General features: G+C 69.2%; 15 protein-coding genes. 1 reads left to right on the top strand and 14 read right to left on the bottom strand.

All coding sequences use genetic code 11. The annotated features are described in order from the left end of the window. Positions 1–126: 126 nt before the first annotated feature. The 11 genes from G6N56_RS16090 to G6N56_RS16040 all read right to left on the bottom strand — a co-directional run bounded on the left by G6N56_RS16090 (position 127) and on the right by G6N56_RS16040 (position 17,526). The gene (locus tag G6N56_RS16090) at positions 127–3,387 is read right to left on the bottom strand and encodes an arabinosyltransferase domain-containing protein (RefSeq protein WP_085258360.1); all 3,261 of its coding nucleotides are present in this window, start codon (positions 3,385–3,387) and stop codon (positions 127–129) included. Continuing rightward, positions 3,384–6,707 (bottom strand): arabinosyltransferase domain-containing protein, encoded by a 3,324-nt coding sequence (locus tag G6N56_RS16085; protein WP_085258359.1) that lies wholly within the window; start codon positions 6,705–6,707, stop codon positions 3,384–3,386. Before G6N56_RS16085 ends, G6N56_RS16090 begins: the two co-directional genes overlap by 4 nt. A gap of 92 nt (positions 6,708–6,799) precedes the next feature. Beyond that, the gene (locus tag G6N56_RS16080; protein WP_085258358.1) at positions 6,800–10,078 is read right to left on the bottom strand and encodes an arabinosyltransferase domain-containing protein; all 3,279 of its coding nucleotides are present in this window, start codon (positions 10,076–10,078) and stop codon (positions 6,800–6,802) included. Between the two features lie 6 nt (positions 10,079–10,084). Continuing rightward, positions 10,085–11,959: a galactan 5-O-arabinofuranosyltransferase gene (locus G6N56_RS16075; RefSeq protein ID WP_085258357.1), complete on the bottom strand. Its 1,875-nt coding sequence runs from the start codon at positions 11,957–11,959 to the stop codon at positions 10,085–10,087. Positions 11,960–11,961: 2 nt separating this feature from the next. Beyond that, positions 11,962–12,726 carry a decaprenylphospho-beta-D-erythro-pentofuranosid-2-ulose 2-reductase gene (locus G6N56_RS16070; RefSeq protein WP_085258356.1) on the bottom strand — a complete coding sequence of 255 codons (765 nt, stop codon included), beginning with the start codon at positions 12,724–12,726 and terminating at the stop codon, positions 11,962–11,964. 11 nt (positions 12,727–12,737) lie between these two features. Then, positions 12,738–14,120 (bottom strand): decaprenylphosphoryl-beta-D-ribose oxidase, encoded by a 1,383-nt coding sequence (locus G6N56_RS16065; RefSeq protein ID WP_085258355.1) that lies wholly within the window; start codon positions 14,118–14,120, stop codon positions 12,738–12,740. A gap of 32 nt (positions 14,121–14,152) precedes the next feature. Further along, positions 14,153–14,593: a GtrA family protein gene (locus G6N56_RS16060; protein WP_085258354.1), complete on the bottom strand. Its 441-nt coding sequence runs from the start codon at positions 14,591–14,593 to the stop codon at positions 14,153–14,155. 41 nt (positions 14,594–14,634) lie between these two features. Continuing rightward, positions 14,635–15,111 carry a GreA/GreB family elongation factor gene (locus tag G6N56_RS16055; protein WP_085258353.1) on the bottom strand — a complete coding sequence of 159 codons (477 nt, stop codon included), beginning with the start codon at positions 15,109–15,111 and terminating at the stop codon, positions 14,635–14,637. Positions 15,112–15,183: 72 nt separating this feature from the next. Beyond that, positions 15,184–16,104, bottom strand: coding sequence for a ribonuclease Z (locus G6N56_RS16050; RefSeq protein ID WP_085258352.1), 921 nt, complete (start codon positions 16,102–16,104; stop codon positions 15,184–15,186). Positions 16,105–16,106: 2 nt separating this feature from the next. Further along, complete coding sequence (locus G6N56_RS16045; RefSeq protein ID WP_085258351.1) at positions 16,107–17,246, bottom strand: SPFH domain-containing protein; 1,140 nt, start codon at positions 17,244–17,246, stop codon at positions 16,107–16,109. A gap of 55 nt (positions 17,247–17,301) precedes the next feature. Then, entirely contained in the window at positions 17,302–17,526 is a 225-nt protein-coding gene (locus tag G6N56_RS16040; RefSeq protein ID WP_085258350.1) for an NfeD C-terminal domain-containing protein, read from the bottom strand. Between the two features lie 110 nt (positions 17,527–17,636). Here G6N56_RS16040 and G6N56_RS16035 point away from each other — a divergent pair, with 110 nt between their 5' ends. After that, on the top strand, positions 17,637–18,008 hold the full coding sequence (locus G6N56_RS16035; protein WP_142280843.1) for a hypothetical protein: 372 nt from the start codon (positions 17,637–17,639) through the stop codon (positions 18,006–18,008). Positions 18,009–18,051: 43 nt separating this feature from the next. Here the strand turns inward: G6N56_RS16035 and wzm are convergent, their stop codons facing one another. From wzm to wzt, 3 genes are read right to left on the bottom strand one after another with little or no spacing between them, the layout of a single operon-like run. Continuing rightward, positions 18,052–18,882 (bottom strand): galactan export ABC transporter permease subunit Wzm/RfbD, encoded by an 831-nt coding sequence (gene wzm / locus G6N56_RS16030; RefSeq protein WP_085258348.1) that lies wholly within the window; start codon positions 18,880–18,882, stop codon positions 18,052–18,054. Then, positions 18,879–19,805 (bottom strand): galactofuranosyltransferase GlfT1, encoded by a 927-nt coding sequence (gene glfT1 / locus G6N56_RS16025; RefSeq protein WP_085258347.1) that lies wholly within the window; start codon positions 19,803–19,805, stop codon positions 18,879–18,881. The genes wzm and glfT1 overlap by 4 nt, the downstream gene beginning before the upstream one ends. Continuing rightward, a complete protein-coding gene (wzt, locus tag G6N56_RS16020) occupies positions 19,798–20,637 on the bottom strand; it encodes a galactan export ABC transporter ATP-binding subunit Wzt/RfbE (protein ID WP_085258346.1) in 840 nt (279 codons plus the stop codon). Before wzt ends, glfT1 begins: the two co-directional genes overlap by 8 nt. Positions 20,638–20,652 lie beyond the last annotated feature (15 nt).

Raw genomic sequence — 20,652 nt, 5'->3', positions numbered from 1 at the left:
GATTGACCCGAGCGCGGCGGAAATAAACTTTTTCTGCGGAATTACTCAACTGTCAATAAATAGCCATTTATTAGACTAATGACAAATTACCGGGTCACATCAGTGACAAACGTCGTAATTCGCCTCTCACGGCTTGATCCTCATTTCGCCCGGCGACCACAAGCCGCTGCGCGTCGCCGTGCTCAATTCGAGTTGGGCTGGTTGCGCGTCGGCAATCGTGTCGAACTTGCGCAGCGAACCCCAGTCGCGACCCCAGTCGCGAGACAGGTAGGTCGACATCACGTGCGCGCGTAGCAGCAGGTCGGTGATCCCCAGCAGGCCGCCGTTGACGCCGTCCTCCCAGGTATCGGTGTCCTGCTTCTTCGCGTTGTAGTCGGGCGTGATGCGGAACTTGGGGATCTCGGTGACGCCGTTGGCGTGCAGCATGGGGTGCTGGCATGGGAAGGCCAGGCCGACCGCCCAGTCCATCAGCACCGGAGAAGTGGAGCCGACGTATTCCTGCAGTGAGCGCAGCTCGGGTACCCGGGGCGGGGTCACGGCGATCCAGTCGTCCGGGGTCAGGGACAGATCCTCGGCCACCACCCGAACGGCGGTCGCGTCGGCGGGTATCTGCGAGCGGGCGAAGCGCAGGTTGCGCCACGCCTTCGGCTGCTCGCCGTTGAGGTCATAGGGAACCAGCCGCCCGCCCGGGGCGACGCTTCCGCCCGGGCCGGGCCGGCCGAATTCGAGCACGACGGTCTGTCCGTTGGTGTGCCCGTGCAGCACGCTGTTGCCGGCGATGGTGCCCGCGGCGGTCACCACCAGCAGCGGGTGCCCGTCGTCGGCCTTGGGCAGCTGATACCACGCCGACGTGAGCCTGCTCTGCTGTTGCGCGCCGGTGGTGTAGCTGCCGGCCAGCGGGACCCGGTCGGGGTCGAGGCCGTAGGGCAGCGGCACCAGCGACCCGTTGACGCCGGGCGCCTTCAGCTTGGTCGGCGCGCGCCAGTCGTATGCGTACCAGTCGTAGTCGGTTCCGGGCTGCGGCACCGCCGTCTCCTGCACCGCCTCGGCGACGGTGTGGTCCGGCACGCCGTTGGGCGTGAACCCGACGGGATTGACGCCGCCCAGCGGGCCCAGCGGGCCGTAGCCGCCGGACTCGGGCGGCAGCGGCGTCATGAAGCCGGCGTTGCTGTCGGGTTCGACGAGCACGTCGTCGGCGAGCGCGCAGCCGCCGGAGAATTCCCGCAGGTTGTCCCAGCCGTTGGAGTAGGTGGGGTACTGGCGCACGATTCCGGCGACCATCGACGCGATGAACACCAGCGCCATGAAGCCGGCCGCGAGCGGCACCGGGGCGGCCGTCACCGCCCGCGCCAGCCGGCCCTCGCCGTGGTCGCGGGACACGAAGTGCAGCCAGATCGCCCAGAGCGCGGCGATCGCGAACAGCACGAAGAAGACCGTGCTGACGCTGATGCCGGCGAACCGCGGCATGACGTTGTTGAACGGCACGCCGTAGCTCGACACGTACCACCAGCCGTTGGTGGTGGCGAAGCACAGCGACATCACGAACAGCACCGCCGCCAGGAACGCCATCCGGTTGCGCGACCAGCGCAGCACCTCGTGCGACACCAGCACCGTGGTCAGCGCGGCCATCGCCGCGCCCACCGCCGCGAACAGGCCGAAGTGGTGCACCCATTTGGTCGGGGTGAACATGAGAAAGAACATCGTCGCGAAGATGACGCCCATCAACCGCCACGCCGGCCCGCGCGCCACGCCGGGAACCCGCTTGCGGCGCAACATGATGAACAGCGCCGTGAACAGGCAGAGGGCGGTGATCAGGAAGCCGAACCGGCGCGACAGCGAGCCGTCGACGGTCGGCAGGATCAGGTAGTAGTAGCGCAGGTTCTCGGTGTACCAGGCCTGGCTGGGGCCGATGTCGGTCCGAATCCTGGTGGCTTCCATCACCGTTGACAGCGTCTGGTCGGCGAAGACCACGGTGAGGATGACGGTTCCCGCGGCGAGCAGCGGCGCCACCAGCGGCCAGGTGCCGACCAGGCGGTGGCGGCGGACCAAGATCCGCAGGATCGGTCGGCCGCCGGCGACCAGCGCGGCCACGGCGATCAGGCCGGTCGGCTGCACTCCCAGGGTGAAGGCGGCGGTGATCACGGCCAGCGCGGCCGGCGTCAGCCGCGAGGCGCACATGGAACGCTCGATTAGCACGTAGGTGATCAGCGAACCCAGCGCGATGATCGGCTCGGGGCGCAGGCCGTTGTTGAACGGCATCCACGCGGTGAGCAGGACCATGCCGGCCGCCCAGTTGGCGGCCGTGCTGCCGGTCACCGCCGGCCCGAGCCGCGGCAGCACCTCACGGGAGAGCAGCAGCCAGCACACCAGCCCGGCGACCAGGTCCGGCAGGCGCATCCACAGGCTGCCGTCGCTGACGTGGGTCATCAGGGCCAGCAGGTTGTAGTACCAGCCGAACGGGTCCTCCGGGCTGCCGAACCAGCGGAAGTAGTTGGACATGTAACCGGCGTGGTCGGCGACCCGGGCCATGCCGAGGATGTAGCCGTCGTCGGAGGAGTTGGCGCCGATGAGGTGCCAGAGCAGGAAGCCGAAGATGACCGCTGCGTCGACCAGGGTGAATTTCTTCCAGCGGGTCGGGATCAGCCGGTGCATGCGGCGGCCGTCCAGCTGGTCCAGCCGCCACAGTGCGACCAGCGCGACGATCGTCGACAGGACCGCGCCCACCATCGCGAGCAGCTTCAGCGTCGTCGGGGTGGTGGAGAACCGCGTGTCGATGGTCGCCGAGAACCGCAGCCCGGCCGGTGCCGGGCCGGTCAGGTCGGTGAACACCCCGACGATCTGCGGGCGCAGGTTGGGGTCGGGGAAGCCGCCGCGCACCGGCCTGCCCGCCGGGTCGTTGAGCCCGACGAAGGTGGCGAAGGTTCCGGCGTGGGTGGAGGTGATCTCGATGCGCTGGCATTCGGGAGATGCGGCCTGCTCCCGGGGGACGCTGGCGATCACCACGTTGCGGTCCGTGACGTCGACACGCTGGCCGTTGACCACGACGAACAGCGCGTTGAGCGCGGCGTCCTTGCCCTTCTTGGGCGCAGTGCTCAGCACGACCCCGCCGTCGGGCGGCAGGCCGCGCACCACCGAGCAGGGCACGGTCGCCGTCACGTCGACCGGCGTCAGCGAGATCAGCGGTGCCGTGACGCTGTTCAGTTGCCCGTTCTGGGGCCAGTTCAGCGACGCGGTGGTCTGCACGACGGGCAGCAGCGGCGTCGCGATCGACAAAACGAAGCCGATCAACCCGGCGATCGTCGCGATCCATCCGGTCAGCCGCACGTCCTGGCGGGGCCCGGAAGGCCGGGCCTTGTCCTCGCGGTCCAGCACGGTCGTGACGCTCATGGGAGGGCCCGAATCGGTCCCTGCCGGCTCCAGCCGGGCACTGTGATCACACCCTGTTCGATAGCGGCCTCCGGCGCCTGGTCGGCCGGCACCAGTCGGTAGTACTGCTCGATCGATCCCCAGTCGCGATACCAGTCGCCCCGAAGGTACGTGGCGATCGTCGACGTGCGCAGCAGCGCCTGGGTAATCAGGAACGGGCCGCCCGTCTCGCTGGCCTGCCACCCGTTCGACGACGCCGCCGTCTGCTTGTGATCGGGCAGGATGCGGTATTGCGGAAGCTCGGCGACACCGAGGTGTTCGGTGTACGGGCGCTGGCACGGGAAGTCCGCGGCCGTCGCGATGTCCATCAGCACCGGGGTCTGCGATCCGATCAGCCGCTGCAGCGTCTGCAGTATCGGCACGCGCGGCGGAGTGAACGCGAACCACTGCTCGGAGCTGAGGTTCGGGTCATAGGCGACGATGCGCGCCACATTGGCCTCCGGCGGCGCCCAGGCCAGCGGGAACCGCAGATTGCGCCACGCCGGCTGCGGCCCGATGTCGATCGGCTGCACCTCCCCCAACGGTTGGGTGGTGCCGTCGGGTCGGGCCAAGTCGCGGTGGCCCCACTGCAGTTTCAGCGACTGCCCGTAGGTGAAGGTGCCGTCCTCCTTGTACGACCAGATCGCGCCCGCCGCGGAGACCACGACCAGCGGCCGGTCGCCGGTGCGGGGTGGCAGCTGGTACCACGCCGAGGTCGCGGTGGCGGCCAGGGAGTTCTCGCCGTAGCTGCCCATCACCGGGGTGCGGGCCGGGTCGAGCCCGAAGGGCAGCGCCGCGCGCGACCCGTTCACCCCGGCCGGTCCCCTTCCGCCGGCCGTGCCCGCGGAGTCGCTCATGGCCGCGTTCGGCTTGTTGGGCGACGCGTCGGAGTTCACCACGCCCGGTTTGGTCACCACCGGGTCGGACCTCAGGTCGGCGCCGACCCCGTCGGGCTTGAAGCCCACGGGGTTGATCCCCCCGAGCGGGCCCGCGGGCCCGAACTGCTGCCCGGGGACAGGCTCCAGCAGTCCGGCGTTGGGATCGGGTTCGGTGAGCACGTCATCGGCCATGGCGCAGCTGGTGTTCGAGAGGCCGGACGCGATCGCGGCCAGGTTGGCCTTGCCGGTGGTGTAGAGCGGGTAGCGGAAGACGACGCCCTTGGCCAGCGAGCCCACCTCGCCCAGGACCATGATCGTCGCGACGACGAGCAGCGGGGTGGACGCCAGCACGCGGTTGCGTCGGTTGTCCTTGACCTCGGTGTGGCCGGCGTAGTCCATCCGGAAGTGGTACCAGGCGGCCAGCAGCCCGGTGAGGATCGACAGGGCGAGGAACATCGTCGTCACCGGGTGGCTGGCGATGACGGGCTGGATGTCGTACCACGGCACCCCGTAGTTGTTCACCCCGAACCAGCCGTTGATCCCCGACGTCGCCCACGCCAGCACGAACAGCAGCGCCGTGACGTACAACGTGAGGTTGCGGCGGCTGTGCAGGCCGATGCGAGCGAAGGCGAATGCCATGACCGCGCCGAGGGCGCCCGCGACGCCGGCGAACGCGCCGAATTGCACGGCCCACTTTGTCGGGGTGAAGTTCAGCAGCAGCAGCCCGACGGCGGTGGTGCCGATCAGCCGCCACGTCGGGCCGCTCGCCAGGCCGGGGACCCGGCCGCGGCGCAGCAGGACCACGAGCGCCCCGAACAGGCACAGCAGCATGATCAGCACCGCGAATCGCCGCGCCATCGATCCCTCGGCGTTGCTCTCCACGGTCAGGAAGTAGTAGCGCAGGAAGTCCTGGTACCAGGCGATCGTCGGGCCGACCTTGTACTTGATGCGTGCCGACTCGGCGACTGTTGCCAGCGTCTGGCTCCGGAACACGACCACGGTGATCAGGGACAGCGCGGCGGCGAGCACCGCCAGCGGTGCCAGCAGGCCATCGGTGTCCTCGCGCCGGCGGATGGTGCGCGCGATGGCGCGGGCCCCGGTCAACAGCGCCGCCACCGCGATCAGTCCCTGGGGTGCGAGCGTCGCGGTGAGCGTCGCGACCACGATCGCGACCGCGGCGGACGCCAGCCGGCCCAGCGCGATCGCACGTTCCACCAGCGCCCAGGTCGCCAGCACGCCGAGCGCGATCAGCGGCTCGGGCCGCAGGCCGTTGTTGAACGGCAGCCAGGCCGCCACGAACACCGCGCCCGCCGTCAGGATGGCCATCCGGTTGGCACCGAGGCCGCCGCGGCCGGGGCCCAACCGGCGCAGCGCCCAGTGGCTGAGGATCAGCCAGCAGCCGATGCCGGCCAGGGTGGCGGGCAGCCGCATCCACACGCCGGCGGTGCTCACTGTCGCCAGCTTGGAGAGCGCGCCGAGGTACCAGTCGAACGGCGCGTCTGTCGTCCCGAAGTACCGGTAGGCGTCGACGATGTAGCCGGCCTTGGGCGCGATTCGCGCGATGGTCAGGTTGTATCCGTCGTCCGACGAGGTGGCGCCGATGACGTGCCAGACCAGCAGCGTCGCGATCACGGCGGCGTCGGCCAGCCAGGTCGCGATCCCGACGCGCCGGTGTCCACCGGTGCGATAGCGGGAGAGCCAGGCGATGGGGGACCGCCAGTTGATCAGCGTGTCGATGCCGCGGCTGCGCCGGTCCAGGGTGGCCAGCGCGATGATCGCCGTGAGGACCGACAGCGCGCCCGCGACCATCACCAGCTTTTTGAGCGTTGTCGGCGCCGTGATGAATCGGGTGTCGATGTCCACGCGGGCCGAGAGCCCGGGCTGAGCCGGCACCTTCAGGTCGGTGAAGATGCCCCCCACCTGTGGTTTCTTCTCCGGCGAGAGCCGCCCGGAGGCCCCCGGCATGCCCACGAAGTCGGCGCCTGCCCCACCGGCGTCGGCCCAGGCGTGCAGCACGCTGCAGGCCCCCGCCGCGACCGCCGGGCGCTGGGCCACGGCGGCGACGGAATCCCGGAACGCGACGACGATCACGTCCTTATCGGCCCGCACGAAGAGCCCGTTCTTGCCGGTGTCCACCCCGCCGGCCGGCAGGGTCGAGACCACCAGGCCGCCGTCCGGCGGCAGCGTGGCCATGGCCGAGCACGGGATGGAGACGTCGAGCGCGCGCGGCGCACCGGACACCAGCGGCGCGGTGACCTCGGTGACGTTGCCGTCGGCCGTGCCCTGCGGCCACAGCACGATGGCCGTCGTCTGCCGGACCGGAAGCAACGGGACGATCACGCACAGCGCCAGGCCCACCAGGCCCGCGACGACGGCGATCAACCGGGGAATCCGCTGCGATCGCTCTTTACCGTCGTGGGGCACGAGGCTCGATGGTAAGGGAAGGGGCTTAGCGCGGTGAGGACGCAGGGCCGCGAAGCGGCCTGCGGACGAGCGGCCACCTGCTCACTCGATCCCTAGGTCTTGCGCAGCGGCGCCGGATTCCACAGCCCGCTGCGCGTCGTCGTCCCGAGCTGAAGCTGGGCGGGCTGGGCGCTCGGGTAATAGGGTGTCAGCCGCTGCAGGCCGCCCCAGTCCCGCGACCAGTCGTCCTTGAGATAGGTCGCCACCGTCGTCGCCTTCACCAGCAGTTCGGTGACGCCTAGCGGGCCGCCGCCATTGTTGTCCATCACCGGGGAGTTCGCCTCGGCGCCAAACCGGTCGGGCAGGATGCGCCATTTCGGGGTCTCGTCGACGCCGTTCTGATGGCCGAACGGCCGCTGGCAGGGGAACGCCAGCCCGACCAGCCAGTCCAGGAATACCGGATCGGCCGAACCCACCACATCCTGCAGGGTCCGCAACTGGGGTATCCGGGGCGGCGTCAGCGCGATCCAGTGCTGCGGCGCCAGATCCTCGTCGTCAGCGACCAGTCGGACCTGCGTGGCGTCGGCGGGAATCGCCGACAGCGGCAACCGCAGGTTGCGCCAGGCGGGGGATGCCCCAACATCGAAGAACTGGAACGACCCGCCGGGGTGTCCGGCGGCCGCTTCGTCGTCGGTGGCCCACTGCAACTGGACTTCCCGGGGGTCGAAGCGACCCGCGGCGCTCACCACCAGCAGGGGGCCCGCCGTGTCCCGCGGCGGGAGCCGGTACCAGCCGGACCGCAGCCGCGCGGGCAGCTGGATGCCGGCCTGCCAGCTGCCCAGCACCGGCGTGCGGGCCGGGTCCAGGTAGTAGGGCAGCTGGGCGCGGGAGCCGTTGAGGCCCGGCGCGGGGTTGGTGCCGCCCTCGGTGCCCGCCTCGCTGTTGGTGATCAGGCCGTCGTCGCTGACGAAGCTGCGGTCACCCGGGCGCTCCATCACCGGGTCGGCGCGGACGTCCGCCGGAATCCCGTTGGGCGTGAACGCTTCCGACAACCCGGCGCCCAGCGCCTCGGCCGGCGGACCGGTCACCGGCGCGAGCATGCCGGCGTTGGGATCCTGCTCGACCATGACGTCCTCGGCCAGCCCGCACGTCCTGCCGGTGAGCGCCTCCAGGTTCGACCGGCCCACCGACCACGCCGGATACTGTTCGGTCATCGCCAGGGTCAGCGACAGCACCTCGAAGATCACCAGCACCCACGCGGCAATCGCCAAGGGAGACTGGACGATTCGCGCCAATTGCGCTCCGCGCGGGGTGTGTGGTGGATGGTTGTCGGTGGCGACGAAGTGGAACCAGGCGGCCAGCAGCAGCACCAACAGCGTCAGGCCGAGCAGCATGGTGGCGAAGCCGTAGTGCCACTGCGGGAACGCATTCGACCACGGCACACCGAAATTGGAGACGTACCACCAGCCGTTGACGCTGGCGAACGACAACGCCATGAGGAAGAGCACCGCGGCGGCGAAGACGGTGCGGTTGCGGCGCGAGCGCATGGCCCCGGCGGTCACCGCGACCGCGGCCAGCGCGCCCAGCGACCCGGCCAGGCCCGCGAACACGCCGAAATGGTGTGTCCACTTGGTGGGGGTGAACATCATCGCCAGGAACGAGATGATCGTGATGCCGACGATGCGGCGGCTCGGCCCGGTCGCCGTGCCCGGAATCCGGCCCTTGCGCAGCGACATCGCTACCGTGATTCCCAGCGCGAGCAGCAGCGCCAGCACGGCGAAGCGGCGCGCGACCGACCCGTCGGGGCTGGCCATGAACAGCCGCTCGTAGCGGATGTGCTCGTCGAACCAGCTCAGGCTCGGGCCGACGGCCCGCTTGAGGGCGGTGGCCTGCAGTTCCCCGGCCAGGGTCTGGTCGCGGAAGATGAGGATGACGGTGACGGTGGCCGCGGCGAGCAGCGGCGCCAGCAGCGGAAGCGCACCGAATTGTCTGATCCTGCGGTGCAGGATGGTGCGCAACGGACCGATCGCCACCAGCAGCGCCCCGATCGAGGCGATGCCCGTCGGGCCGGAGAACAGGGTCAGCGCGCCGATGATGCAGGCGCTCGCCACCGGCAGCAGCCTGCTGGTGGCCACCGCTCGCTCCACCGAGCACCAGGTCAGCAGGATGCCGAGCGCGATGATCGGCTCGGGCCGCAGCCCGTTGTCCAGCGGCAGCCAGACGGCCAGGAACATGCCCGCGGCGGTCCACGCGGCGGCCCGGTTCGTCTTGACGGCGTGGCCGAGTCGGGGGATCACCTCGCGGCTGATCACCCACCAGCACGTCAGCGCCATGACCAGGGTGGGCAACCGCATCCAGATGCTGGTGGTGGTGACGTGCGCCCACAGCGCCAGCAGGTCGTAGTACCAGCCGAACGGCGCCTCGGGGGTGCCGAACCAGCGGTAGTAGTTGGCCATGTAGCCGGCGTGCTCGGACACCCGGGCCATGGTCAGGATGTAGCCGTCGTCGGAGGTGTTGGCGCCGACGAAATGCCACCACCCGAGCACGGCGATTACCAGGGCGTCCAGCGCGCCGACCGACCACCAGCGCGGCGGCAGGAAGCGCCGGTGCCGGATGCCGTCGGCGCGGTCCAGGACGTGCAGCGCGACCAGCGCGGTGGCGGTCAGCACCACCCCGAGGATCATCGCCGCCATCTTCAGCGTGGTGGGGCTGCTGCTGTAGCGGGTGTCGACGGTCGCCGAGAAGCTCAGGCCCGGCGGCGCGGGTCCGCTCAGGTCGGTGAACACGCCGACGATCTGCGGGCGGAAGTCGTAGCCGCTCTTCTCGCCGCGCAGCGGCGAGCCCGGGTGCTCGGCGTTGGGCCCCTGGGTTAGGCCGACGAATTCGGCGGTGACGCGGTCGGCGTGCGCGGTGAACGTCAGCCGCTGGCAGGCCGGGCTGAGGACCTGGCTGATCGGGGCGGTCACCACCGGCACGTTGCGCACCACCAGCACCAGGTCGTCGTTGGCGCGCAGGATCAGCAGGCCACGGTCGACGGCCTTGGGGGCCTGCTTGGGGACCGTCGAGAGCAGGACCGTCCTGCCGCCGTTCTGCGGCCCGGACAGCCCGGCGGCGGCCTGGCACGGCACGGTGATGTTCAAATCGGTTGCCACGTAGCCGATCAGCGGGGCATCGACGCTTCCGAAAACGCCGTTCTGCGGCCAGTTGAGCTTGGCCGTGGTCTGGTTGACCGGCAGCAGCGGGGTGGCGATCGCCAGCAGTGCCCCCAGCAGACCGGCAACGGTGGCGACCAGCCGGGCGATCCGGTAATTGCCTCCCGTGCCGTTCACGGAGGTAGATGGTAGTTCTTCGGCCGTCTTCGGCCCCGTTTCAGGCGACGTCTCGGTACTCATCAGCTGTCACGTCCCAGGCTTACGAATGGCCAGCATAAACGGGCCGATGCTCTGCACGACGAAGCGTGGGTCGGCGAACAGCGCGGCCCGCAGGTCGACCGTGTAGCGGCGCACGTTCGGCTGGTTGGGATAGACGTCCTGAGCCAGCCGCAGCGTGTAGTTGTTGTTCGCCCCCTGACGCATGAGGAACACCGTCGGCGGCGGCCACGGGCAGGCGTCGAGCGCGTGGATGAGTTGGTCGGCCGTCTTGAGCGTCGACCACTTCTCGATCTGCGCGGCCCGCAGGTCGAACTGGGCCAGCGGGTTGGCGTAATGCGAGGTCAGCCCCTGGAACCCCCAGTACGGGTAGTACGACAGGAAGCTGTAGTCGGCCGTCATCACCACCGTCTTGTCGCGGGGCCTGTCCGTCACGCGCACGATCGCCGAGTCGATGTCGGCGTAGAACTTCTCCGAACTCGGCGGCCGGCGGTCACCGCGCTGGCCGTGGCCGTCGGTGTCGGTATAGGCGATGGTGAGGTCCGGCCGCAGCACGTCGGGGATGTCTTGGCTGAATGCGATGGCGGCGGCCAGGCCGGTCGCGCCGGCCACCGGGACGACCGCCCGGCCGCGCGCGGCCAGCGCCCGGGTGGCCTCCACGAACCCGAACGCCCCGGCGGCGACGAGCAGCACGGTCAGCGTCGGCTGCAGCCGGAACGACAACAGGGTGGTCCGCGCCAGCGTGGTCAGCATCGACAGCAGTGACCACAGATAGACGGCCAGCACGCCGACGGCCAGGGCGCCCGCCCGCACCGACGATCCGGCGCGGATGACCAGCCACAGGGCACCGATCAGGCAGATCGCGCCGAGCAGCGAGAACTGCAGCATAGGGAACGTCAGCTCGGCGCCGTCGGCGGGCAGGTAGTGAAAGGCGCTGCCGCTGTTGCTGACCGGGTTGCGCGCCGCCCGCAGGAGGAACGGCAGCCAGGTGGTGCTCGCGATCGCCGCCGCGATGACGGCGATGACTCCCAACCGGCGCAGGGGATCGAGCGCGCTCCGGAAGCCGCTTCGCCGCCACCGCGTCCCGGCCAGCAGGAGCGTCATCAGCGTCATCGTGAACCCGCTGAAGGCGACCAGCAGCGAGTACCAGGTGGCGGCCCAGCCCAGGAAGAGACCGGCGGCCACGACCGCCGCCCACCCGCCCCTGCGCTCGGGCCCCCCGGCCCGCAGGCCCGACCACGTCAGCACCAGCACCGGCGGCAACAGCACCGTGATCATCGCCGCGTACGGCTCGGGCGAGCCGTAGGCCAGCGTCGCCGCCGCGGTCGCGGTCGTGACGATCAGCGCGTACTCGAAGCGGATCATCCGCCACCACAGCACCAGCGCGACCGCCGCGCCGATGGCGATCGACGTGATGGCCCACGGCTTGTAGACCTCCCAGGCCGGCGTTCCGGTCAGCGCGGCGACCCGGCCACCGATCCAGAACCAGCCCGGCGGGTAGAACGGCGGCAGCCCGAGATAGGTCATGTCGCGCAGCTGGGGGCTGTCGGCCAGCCGCGTGAGGTATTCCGTGCGGAACTGCTGGTCGACGGAGATACCGAACAGGTACAGCTTGGTGGCCCCCAGCGGCATGCCCAGGGTCACGACGGTGAATGCCGACACGAACACCAGCCCGGCCAGCCGGGCCGGCCAGCGGAGCCGGCCCGAGCGCCACGCCCACCCCGCGGCGACCAGCCCGGCCAGGCAGGCCACCTGGCCGACGGTCGTCAGCGCGTGCAGTTGGTTCGACGACGGGTACGCCGGCCACTGCACGCGAGAGATGGCGATCAGCGACACCACCGCGACGACGACGGACACCGCGACCGCAAGCAGCACCTGGCCGAGGGTGGCCAGCGCGTTCCGCATGCTCAGATTGGCAGCCGACGGAAGATGCTCCGCGGGACGTGCCGCAACACCATCATCACGTAGCGGAATGCTGCTGGTGCCCAAACCAATTCCTTACCCTTGGCCGCCGCGGTCACCGCGAGGTTGGCGACGTACTCCTTGTCGACGGTCAGCGGGGCTTCTTTCACGTGGGCGCTCATCCGGGTGCGCACCTGGCCGGGTCGGATCACCAGCACGCGAACCCCGTACTCACGCAACGCCTCTCCCAACCCGAGGTAGAAGCCGTCCAGGCCGGCTTTGGTGGAGCCGTAGACGAAGTTGGACCGCCGCACCCGCTCACCGGCCACCGTGCTCATCGCGATGATCTGCCCGAACCCCTGGGCGCGCATTTTCTCGCCCAGCAGTACGCCCACCGAAACCGCCGCGGTGTAATTGATTTCGGCGGCCAGCACGGCCTTGCGTTGGTTCTGCCAGAGTTCTTCGGCGTCACCGAGGATGCCGAACGCGACGATGGCGACGTCGACATCGCCGCCCTCAAAGGCCTCCTCGATCATCTTCGGATGGCTGTCGGGATCGGTGGCTTCGAAGTCGATCAGCTGCACCGACCGCGCGCCCGCCGCCTTCATTTGGGCTACGGCGGCGTCGCGGCCCGGGTCGCCGGGCATGGCGGCCAGCACGATCCGTGCGTGCGCGTTCTGCAGATACCGCTCGCAGATGGCGAGCCCGATCTCCGAGGTGCCGCCGAGCAGCAGGATGGTTTGCGGGTTTCCCACGGCGTCTAGAACCATTGGCGCACCATTTAGAGCAACTCCAAGCGTCGGGCCATGTCGGAGGCGAACACCCGCATCGGATCTACCTTGCGGCGCAGGGCGATCCATTCGTCGATGCGCGGGTACATGGCGTGGAAGGTGTCGGCGCTCACCCGGGAATCCTTGGCGGTGTAGACCCGCCCGCCGAACTCGAGCACCCGGCGGTCGAGCTCGTTGAGGAACTCGTTGAGCCGCGCCTTGATCGGGAAGTCGACACACACGTTCCAACCCGGGATCGGAAAGCTGAGCGGCGCCTGGTTCCCCGGGCCGAACAGCTTGAACACGTTGAGAAACGAGTAGTGCCCTGACTTCTGGATATCGCGGATGATGCCCTTGAATTCCTCGACGGCGGTGGTCGGCACCACGAACTGGTACTGGCCGAAGCCCGACTGACCGTAGGCGCGGTTCCACTCGCCGAACATGTCCAGCGGGTGATAGAACTGCGTCAGGTTCTGCACCTTGCCGCGGTAGGTGCCGGACTTGCGGTACCACAGCTCGCCGATCGGCACGAAGGTGTACTTGTTGGCCAGGCCGTTCGGAATGATGTCGGGGATCGTAAGTAGTTGCGGCGCATCGAATTTCAACGGATTGCGCTGAAGCTTCTTGGGCAGCTGGTCGAGCCGGGCCAGCGAGCCGCGCGATATCGCCGCGCGGCCCAGCTTCGGGGGCGCGCTGATGGCGTCGAACCAGGCCGAGGAATACGTGTAGTTGGCCTCGCTGCCGTCGCTGTGGAAGGCGATGGTTTCGTCGAGGCTCGCCGTAACGTCGCCGTCGGCGATAAAATACGCCGTCTCCGTGGGCGTCATCTCGATGGTCGCCCGCAGGATGATGCCGGTGAGTCCGTTGCCGCCGACCGTGGCCCAGAAGAGCTCGGACTCGTCGCCGGTGGGGGTCAGGTGGTGCACCTGCCCGTCCGCGGTGAGCAGGTCCATGCTGCGCACATGGTTGCCGAAGCTGCCGGCGCTGTGGTGGTTCTTGCCGTGGATGTCGCACGCGATGGCTCCGCCGATGGTGACCTGGCGGGTGCCCGGCAACACCGGGACCCACAAGCCGAACGGTAGGGCGGCCTTCATCAACTGGTCGAGGTTCACGCCCGCGTCCAGATCGGCGAGCCTGGTGTCGGCGTTGATCGAGTGGATGGTGTCCAGCGCGTTCATGTCGATGACCAGGCCGCCGCCGTTCTGCGCGTTGTCGCCGTAGGACCGGCCCAGCCCGCGCGCGATCACACCCCGGCCGCCCGAGTCGGCGGCTTTGGCCACCGCCTTGGCGATGACCTCGGGATCGGGGGTGCGCAGCACGTCGGCCACCGACGGGGCGGTGCGGCCCCACCCGGTCAGCCGGGTGGCGGTGGTGTGCTCGGGGGTGCTCGACATCGTCAAAGAGGGTACCGCCTGCGGACGGCGGGTCAGCGCATGCGGAAGATGACGGCTCGCTGCACGATGAAGTTGATGACCGTGGCGGTGCCCTGGGCGATCACGAACGCGACCGGGATGGCCCACGTCCGGTAGTGCAAAAGCGCAAGGCAGAGGTGGTTGAGGCCGACCTGCACGGCGAAGGTGACGGCGTAGAGGCCCATCACCGCGGCGAACCGGGCGGTGCTCGGCGGCGCCTGGAACGTCCACCGGCGGTTGATCAGGTAGGCGGTGATGGTCCCGACGACGACGCTGATGAATTTGGACAGGTCGACCTGCAGGCCCACCGCCTTATAGAGGGTGACGTAGACGCTGAAGTCGACGATCGCGGCCAGGCCGCCGGTGACCACGAAGCGCCACACCTGCGTCGTCAGGCTCAGCGGTGCGCCCAGTGGTGGGTTGTGCGGCGCGGGGTCGGGCGGCGAGGCAACCATTGCGGGGAGTCTATCGGGGGCGCGGGGCGCCCCACGGGGCGCTAGCCGGGCAGTTTGATCGCGATCAACTCGACCCGGTTCTCGCCCTGTGGCGTCGAGTAGGTGACGGTGTCGCCCGGCTGATGCCCGGCGAGCGCCTGTCCCAGGGGGCTGCGGGCGGTGAGCGTCTCGCCCTCCCGGCCGGCGGCGGTCTCTTCGACGATCGAGATCACCTGCATCGTCACGACCTCGCCGTCGGAGAACCGCAGCGTCACCTCGGTGCCGCCGGGCAGCGACGTCGATTCCTCGGGCGACGGGCCCTCCCGCAGCCGATGGTCGAGTTCGTTGATCCGGTCGGCGAGGACGACCAGTTCGTCGGCGCGCTGGATGGCCTCCGCCGCGTCGCCGTGGTCACCGATCATGCCGCGGTCGTTCTTGACCTCGAGTTCCAGGCGAGCGCGCCGCTGCCTCAGCCGCTCCAGCTCCGCGGCGAGGTTGGCGCGCGCCGCGTCCGCCGCTGATCCGACTTCGTCGCTCACGTCGCTCGACCTTTCGCCCGGTTTTGCCCGAATGGCGTATCAGTGTGACACCGCCACGAGGTGCCCGCCATCCTATTCGTCGAGCCGGGTGGGCACCGGAATGCGCGCCAGGTCCTCGGCGACGACGATGTCTCCGCCGAACGCCTCGGCGGCCTCGTCGTGGAAACGGCGGCTGTCGGTGTAGCGCTGGGAGAAATGGGTCAGTACCAGCCGGCGCACCCCGCACTCGGCGGCCACCCCCGCCGCCTGGCGGGCGGTCAGGTGCCCGTACCGCGCCGCCAGGTCGGCGTCCTCGTCGAGGAAAGTCGCCTCGATCGCCAACAGATCCGCGCCGTCGGCCAGGGCGTAGACGGCGTCGCACAGACGCGTGTCCATGACGAAGGCGAAGCGCTGCCCGCGGCGCGGCGCGGTCACCTCGGACAGGGCGACGGTCCGCCCGCCGGCCTCGACCACGCCGGCGCGCTGCAGTTCGCCGACGGCGGGTCCGGCGATGCCGTGCCGGGCCAGCAACGCGGGCACGAAGCGGCGACCCTCGGGCTCGATCAGGCGATAGCCGAAGGCGTCGACGGAATGGTCGAGCGCCCGGGCCTCCAGCACCCCGAACGCGCCCGACGCGACCGATCCGTCCGCGGCGACGGGGTGCTCCGGGATGTCGGCCAGGTCGTAGAAGATGCTGGCATGGCGCAACCGCGCGAAGAACTCCCGGCCCGACGCCGGAAAGTAGGCGGGTACCGGGCGCGGCATCCCGTCGAGCGACAAGCGCTGCACGATGCCGGGCACGCCAAGGCAGTGGTCGCCGTGGAAATGGGTGAGGCAGAGCCGGGTCACTGCGCTCACCGACACCCCGGCCAACAGCAGCTGTCGCTGCGTGCCCTCGCCCGGATCGAACAGCAGCCCCTCGTCGTCCCAGCGCAGCAGGTAGCCGTTGTGGTTGCGGTGCCGCGTGGGCACCTGGCTGGCGGTGCCGAGCACGATCAGCTCGCGAGGCGACACCCTCAGCGGGTCGGGTGGCCGGAGTCAGAATTCGTGTGGACCGGCGCCGCGTCCTCGTCGTCGTAGTAGTCGAAGCCGCTGCCCCGTAATGCGTCGAAGATGGCCTTGCCCTGAGACACCAGCCCGGTGGCCACCTCGCTGAGCCCCTGGGCGCCGTTGAGCACGGTGAGGTTGGCGTTCGACAGGCCGAGCGCGGCCTTCTCGACGATCTGGGGGAGCTGGTCGATGAGCATCTTGTCCAGGGCGACCCGGTTGTGCGAGGCGGCGGCCTCGGCCTGGATCTTCATCTTCTCCGCGTCGGCGACGGCCATGATGCGGACGCGTTCGGCCTCCGCCTCGGCGGGTTTGATCACCTCGGCGACCAGCTCCTGCTGGCGCAGCTCGGCGGCGCGCTCGGCCAGCTCGGTCTTCATCTCGAGCACCTCGCGCTGGGACTGGGCCTCGGCCAGCGGGCCGGACTGGGCTGCCAGCGCCTGGGCCTTGTCCACCTCGGCCTTGTACTGCGCCTTGACGATCGCGGTCTGACGCGCGAATTCGGCCTGCTTGCGCTGCGACTCCTGTTCGGCTTCCGCCGCGGCCTGGTTCGCCTGGGCCTGGGCGATCTGCGCCATCTGCTGGATGGCCGCGTTGTGGGGAGCCGACATCGCGTCGATGTAGCCGAGCCCGCCGTCGTCGATGGACTGGATCTGCAGGGCGTCGACGGTGAGGCCGATCCGGGCCATCTCCTCCTTGGAGCCGTCGAGCACCTCGGTCGCCAGCTTCTGCCGTTCCCGGATGATCTCCTCCACGGTCATCGAGCCGATGATCGAGCGCAGGTGACCGGCGAAGATCCGCCCGGTCAGCACCGACATCTGGTCCTGCTCGGACAGAAACCGTTGTGCCGCACTGATAATGCTCTCGGTGTCGTTGCCGACCTTGAAGGCGATCACCGCGCGCACGTTGAGGGTGATGCCCTGCTGGGTCACGCACTTCTCGGCGACCTCGGCCTCGCACATGGAGAGCGTGAGGAACCGAACCTTGCGGAAGAACGGCATGATGAAGGCGCCGTGGCCGGTCACGACGCGGAACGGGGCGCTGCCCTTGGCGCGGCCGCCGGCGATGAGCATCGCCTCGTCGGGGGCGGGAACCTTGTAACCGAGCATTTTCGACTCCTTAATGGGTTTCGCTGTTGTATCCCAAGCCTTTTCGGTCGTCAATTCACCGCGGGGCGAGGTGGTCCTGCCATGGCTCGACGACCACGGCGCGGGCGCTCCGGACGTCGACCACGAGCACGGAAGAGCCCCTGGGCAACGGCTCTTCGGACCAGGCCAGGAAGGTCTCCTTGGATCCGCGCACGGTCACCAGCACTTCGCCCGCGCCGCGGTCACCGCGGGTCGCCACGGTCAGCGTCCCGACGCAGCCGATTGCCGAGACATCGCTCACGCTCGCATACTCCTCCTTCGAAGGGCCATGCGCACGTCCCGGCGAGGCGACATATGGGAGCAGTTGGCAGGGGATAGGGTGCTACGGCCGCCGCCACTACACACACCGCGTTGAACGTTCACCACGAAGTCCTGATCGCGGCGGTGTTGGAAAAGGTGCCACATGTGGCGGCGGCGGTTGCCCACCAGACGGCGCTGGCGCCGATGGTCACTGCCGAGCAGGCGGTGAACCGGGTCGAGGAGCACACCGCTGCGCAGATCAACCCGGTGCTGTTGGGGGCGTTCACCCCGCGATCACTGCGCTCGACATGCAGTATCACGGCCACATGCGGCCGTGCAATGCCGCCGCCGGAACGGCCTACGGGGCGGCGTTACGCGCCAGTGCGGCGGCGATCATGGTTCCGTTCCCGCCGGCGGTTGCGGGGGCATCCGCTGCTGCGCCGGCTGTCGCTGCAGTCGGCTGACCGTCGAGTTGTTGCGTGAAATCGCGCCGTTGCGCCGCAACAACTCGACGGTCGGCGGGGACCTATACCCAGTACGCGACCCGGGCGCGGTACTGCCGCATCGCGAAGGCCGCCAGCAGCCACCCGACGACGGTCAGCGCGACGACCACCACCCAGTGCCGCATTTCCTGGTGCGCGCCCAGCAACGGGGCGCGGACGATGTCGAGGTAGTGCAGCAGGGGATTGAGCTCGACGATGCTCGACCAGCGCCCGGCGCCCTGCTGCCGCAGCGTGTCGTCGTTCCAGATGATCGGGGTCATGAAGAACAGCAGCTGCACCACCGAGAACAGCAGCGGGCCGATGTCGCGGTAGCGCGTCGCCAGGATGCCGAAACACAGCGACACCCATATGCAATTGAGCACGATCAGTCCCAGCGCCGGGAGCACCGACAGGTCGGCCCACGACCACGGCTTGGGGAAGATGAACGCGATCACCACGTAGATGACGATGTTGTGCGCGAACAGGATGATCTGCCGCCACACCAACCGGTAGACGTGCACGGAGAGCGGGGTCGGCAGCTGCTTGATCAGGCCCTCGTTGGCGACGAACACGTCGGCGCCCTCGAGGATGGCGGCGTTGATCAGGTTCCAGATGATCAGGCCGAGCGTGACGTAGGGCAGGTGCACGGACAGCTCGAGGTGAAACAGCTTGGAATACAAGCCCCCCATCGCGACGGCCGTGGTGCCCGTCGCGATGGTGATCCAGAACGGGCCCAGCACCGAGCGGCGGTAGCGCTGCTTGATGTCCTGCCAGCCCAGGTGCAGCCACAGCTCGTGCCGGCGAAAGCCGTCGACCAGGTCGGCGCGCGCGCGGGCCAGCGTCTTGGACTGCGCCGCGGCGTCAATGAAGGTCATGGTGCTCCTCCCGCCCCGGGCCTGTCGAAGTGCTCGCGACGCCCCAAGCGCCGCAACCGGATCCACTCCCGCAGGCCCTTGGGGTCGCGCCGGGTCACCAGGAAGAACCAGCCGAACCGCAGCCATTCCTGGGCCACCAGCTTGCGCAGCCCGGGTTGCGCCAGCAGGTAGCCGCGGTTGCGGTAGGTGAAGAACCGCTTGAACGCGTCGTCGGGATACTGCGTGTGCATCCGGCCGCCCAGGATGGGCCGGAACTCGTCGGATCCGCATGGGTGCAGGTAGGCGGTGTCCAGGCAGGTGCCGAACGGCAGGCCGGAGCGCACCAGCCGGCGGTGCATCTCGACCTCGTCGCCGCGAATGAACAGCCGCAGGTCCGGGACGCCGATCGCTTCCAGCGTCGATGCCCGGAACAGCGCGCCGTTGAACAGCGACGCGATACCGCGCAGCAGTTCCTGCCCCTCCTCGGTGCGCAATTCGCTTGCGCGCCTGCGCCATACCAGGCCGCGGCGCAACGGGAATGCCAGCCGCTCGGGGTCGTCCATGTTGCATACCATCGGTGACACCTCGGCCAGGCCGTACTTCTCGGCGCAGGCCAGCAACGTCGCCAGCACATTGGAATCCTGGGGGCGCCCGTCGTCGTCGGCCAGCCACACCCAGTCGGCGCCCAGCGCCAGGGCGTGCAGCATGCCGAGCGCGAAACCGCCTGCGCCGCCGAGATTTCGCCGCGAGGCCAGGTAGGTCGTCGGAATCGGTTGGCCGGCAACGAGGTCCCGGACTCGGTCGTCACCCGACGCCGAGCCATCGTTATCCACGACGATCAGGTGATCGGGCAGGCGGGTCTGCGTGCTCAGCACATCCAGGGACTTGGCCAGCTCGTCGGGGCGTCGATGGGTGACGACGACGGCGCAGACGGTGTCACTCATCCCCGGATGCGCTCTGCGCCATGGGCCGTTCGGCGTCCACCGAGGAGCGGGTCTCGGCCAGCACCTCGTGCACGTGGCGGGCCGCGTCGTCACCCTCGTACGCGCGCACGACCTCTTCGATGCCGCCGGACATGCGGATGACCCCGTGATCGATCCACATCGCGGTGCGGCACAGGCGGGCCAGGAATTCGTTGGAGTGGCTGGCGAAGACAAGGATCCCGGATCGCTCCACCAGGCCCTGCAGCCGGGACTGCGCCTTCTTCAGGAAGTCGGCGTCCACCGCGCCGATGCCCTCGTCGAGCAGCAGGATCTCGGGATCGATGCTGGTGACCACGCCCATCGCCAGCCGCACCCGCATGCCCGTGCTGTAGGTGCGCAGCGGCATCGAGAGGTAGTCACCCAGTTCGGTGAACTCGGCGATCTCGTCGACCTTGGCGAGCATCTGCTTGCGGGTCTGCCCCAGGAACAGGCCGCGGATGATGATGTTCTCGTAGCCGGAGATCTCGGGGTCCATGCCGACTCCAAGGTCGAAGACGGGCGCGACCCGGCCGGTCACCTTCGCCCAACCCCGGGTGGGCTCGTAGATGCCCGAAAGTAGGCGCAGCAGAGTGGATTTACCGGCGCCGTTATGACCGACGAGGCCAACCCGGTCGCCGAGCTCCAGCTTCATGGTGATGTCACGCAACGCCTCGACGACGACCACGTTGGAGCTGTTGCGACCGATCGTGCCGCCCGCCTTGCCCAAAAACGCCTTCTTCAGCGAGCGGGACTTGGCGTCGAAGATGGGAAATTCGACCCAAGCGTCGCGCGTCTCGATATGGGGACCCGACACCGTCAACTACTCACG

Origin of the sequence: Mycobacterium saskatchewanense, from assembly GCF_010729105.1 — a bacterium.
GTDB lineage: Bacteria > Actinomycetota > Actinomycetes > Mycobacteriales > Mycobacteriaceae > Mycobacterium > Mycobacterium saskatchewanense.
This window is presented reverse-complemented; position numbering and strand designations above follow the sequence as displayed.

Bases quoted from the DNA above. Each gene is read 5' to 3' on its own strand.
- G6N56_RS16090 (WP_085258360.1), bottom strand. From the start codon at position 3,387: ATGAGCGTCACGACCGTGCTGGACCGCGAGGACAAGGCCCGGCCTTCC.
- G6N56_RS16080 (WP_085258358.1), bottom strand. From the start codon at position 10,078: ATGAGTACCGAGACGTCGCCTGAAACGGGGCCGAAGACGGCCGAAGAA.
- G6N56_RS16075 (WP_085258357.1), bottom strand. From the start codon at position 11,959: ATGCGGAACGCGCTGGCCACCCTCGGCCAGGTGCTGCTTGCGGTCGCG.
- G6N56_RS16070 (WP_085258356.1), bottom strand. From the start codon at position 12,726: ATGGTTCTAGACGCCGTGGGAAACCCGCAAACCATCCTGCTGCTCGGC.
- G6N56_RS16065 (WP_085258355.1), bottom strand. From the start codon at position 14,120: ATGTCGAGCACCCCCGAGCACACCACCGCCACCCGGCTGACCGGGTGG.
- G6N56_RS16060 (WP_085258354.1), bottom strand. From the start codon at position 14,593: ATGGTTGCCTCGCCGCCCGACCCCGCGCCGCACAACCCACCACTGGGC.
- G6N56_RS16045 (WP_085258351.1), bottom strand. From the start codon at position 17,246: ATGCTCGGTTACAAGGTTCCCGCCCCCGACGAGGCGATGCTCATCGCC.
- wzm (WP_085258348.1), bottom strand. From the start codon at position 18,882: ATGACCTTCATTGACGCCGCGGCGCAGTCCAAGACGCTGGCCCGCGCG.
- glfT1 (WP_085258347.1), bottom strand. From the start codon at position 19,805: ATGAGTGACACCGTCTGCGCCGTCGTCGTCACCCATCGACGCCCCGAC.